This window comes from Neptuniibacter sp., from assembly GCF_024231755.1.
Taxonomy (GTDB): Bacteria; Pseudomonadota; Gammaproteobacteria; order Pseudomonadales; family Balneatricaceae; genus Neptuniibacter.
In genome coordinates this window covers 1-2,709 of sequence record NZ_JAAEQH010000149.1, presented here as the reverse complement: position 1 = coordinate 2,709, position 2,709 = coordinate 1, and the positions used below count along the sequence as shown (strand labels likewise).

Sequence of the window (2,709 nt, the reverse complement as noted above, 5' to 3'; positions counted from 1 at the left end):
GGGAAGTAGGCACTATAAAAAGTTTACTATTGACCTTAATTGGTTATAAAATAATGAATATTAATGTAGAAAATAAAGAAAGGAGGTGGCACTTAAAGAAGTAATTTAGATACACACGTTCAGAAGAAAGAACTTTTGTTTAATCTTCTTATTTCGAAATTGGCGTTTTCGTATGGCTTGTGGCTCTCGCCTTTGGGAACGGTTATGATTTCGAAATGACGAGGGGGAAATTAGATAACTTGAAAAAGTTATCGTGAAAACTAAGAACTAGTTATTAACGAAACAAAATAGGAGCACAAGATGAAGAGACTTTCATTACTATTTGCTTTATCTATTGTACTTCTTTCTTTTGGGCTGGCTAATGCTCAACCTTACAAGGTTGATTTCAATGTAGACCTTGGACCAGGTTCAATGTTTACGTACCCGTCCACTACCGATGATTATGCCAAAGGTGGCATGCCCGTTTATATCGGTATCCAGATGGCGAACCAGACACTTGTTACTGTACCTCCAACTGGCGAATATCTTTCTGGTTGGGGAATGGGCTTAACAGTTTATTCCGTTCCATCAGGCGCCACTGTTGTATGGACAGATATGGGCGAAGCCCCGGTTGCTTCAATTGAAAGATTGAACACTTGGGAAGATGGCGGAATTTGGTCCGGTATGAACGATATTACTCTTCCAGGTGCAAACTGGGATGGTAACTTACCGGATAATTTCAGACATGATTGCTTGGGTGCCTTTACACCTACCGGTGGTTTTCCTCCGAGTGACAATGTCTTATTAGACCGTTTCCGGTTGCATTTGATGGTTCCGGTTACCGGCTCTGATCCTTTGACTGATATTGTTGAAATTTGTGTGGACTACACACCTGTTGATTGGCTGTTCCCTGATGGCGATCCATTTGGTGGCCCTTATTGCTTTGAATTCCTGGGCGTGCCGGATCTTCCACCAGAAACAGAAGATCCAGATCTTTCGCAGTCAGTTGAGCATGATGTTGCTTTTGGTGTAACACTTGCTGTAACCGATGCTGAAGGTGGCACAATTACTGGTGTTGGTGCCGTTGATGAAAACGACAACCCACTAGGAACCGCCAATTATGTTGGTGGCAATCTTGTTTGGACATATGATCCTCCATGTGACTGGGTTACTGATGGTGAGTCACACACAGTTAAATTCTATGCTGAAGAAGCTGGACCGGGACATGTATATCCTGGTGTAGATTTTACATCTACGATGTCACTAACTGTTACCAACACCGCTCCAGTTATTGCTGGTGACTGTGATGCCAATATTGTTGCTGGTATCGAAGCTGATACATATGCCAATTTCACTTCAACTGATGCCAATGTTGGCGACGTTGCAGTATGGTCATATACAGTTTCCCCATCAGCCCCGGCTGGTACTGTTGATCTCACCGGTGGTGTTTTGACATTCAATCCGGCTGTCGCTGATGAAACTGTTGGATTCTTCACCTTTACTGTCACAGTAACTGATTGTGCCGGTGATTATGACGAATGTGACGTTACTTTTGAAGTAATCAGTCAGCTTCCGTTCTTTATTGTAATTGAAGCTGAAGATGGCGACGCTGGCTTAGGTGTCTACCTTGGTCATCACGCCTATGTTGATGTTACTCAAGAACAGGGTTCAGAAAACAACCTCGGTTTTGACTTCTTGATCGCTTATGACAACTCCGTTCTCGCTTTCATGGGTGCCTATGGCAACCCAGTTCTGTTTAGTTCAACTGGCGATTACCAGTGGGAATATTTCACTTATCGCTTTGTTGACAACTGTGGCGGATCCTGCCCGTCAGGTATGCTCCAGGTTGTTGGTATTGCCGATCAGAATGATGGGCTCCATCATCCAATAGAGACAATCCTCCCTGAGGACTTTGTTCTCTTTACAATGGACTTCATGGTAACCAACGACTACACTATGGATTGTTCGTTTGTGCCGATCTCCTTCTTCTGGAGAGACTGCTCAGACAACAGTATCGCTCTGAACTACAGAAGCGATCCGACAGGTCTCGTTATATTACAGGCCATTTCCAGAAATGTATTTGGATATAATGGTACATACTTCCCGATCACCAACCCGCTTTATGGCTTCCCGACTTATTTTGGTGCGCAGGAAGATTGTGATAATGACGATCCTCTAAAAGGCAACGATCAGTTCATCGACTTCTTTAATGGCGGAATCAAGATCATCTGTTCTGACAGTATTGATGCTCGTGGTGATATCAACTTGAATGGTGTTTTAAATGAAATCGCTGATGCGGTAACATTTACTAACTATTTCATCTATGGTATTGGCGCATTCACTATCAATGCCGAAGGCCAGAAGGCTGCTACCGACGTTAACGCCGATGGTATCCCGCTATCAGTTGCTGATCTTGTTTACTTGATTCGTGTAATCGTAGGCGACGTACTGCCTATCGACAAACTGAACCCGAATATGGTCGAAGCTAACTTCGCTCATGACGGACAGTTAGTCTCTGTTGATGTTGAGCTTGGTGCTGCTCTCTTTGTCCTTGAAGGCAATGTAGATGTCAGTCTTGCTCAGGATGCCGCTCATATGCAGATTATGTCAGATGTCGTGGATGGCAACACCCGCGTTCTGATTTATAGCTATGATAAAGGCGCCAGCGTCAATGGTAATATCCTGAACACAACCGGTAATGTGATTTCAATTGAAGCAGCTGACTATAAT

The 2,709-nt window shown here is 43.7% G+C and carries 1 protein-coding gene; it reads left to right on the top strand.

What is annotated here, in order from left to right:
- Nucleotides 1–300 precede the first annotated feature (300 nt).
- A partial coding sequence (locus GY843_RS08450) for a hypothetical protein (protein ID WP_297308525.1) occupies nucleotides 301–2,709 on the top strand: 2,409 nt, incomplete at its 3' end.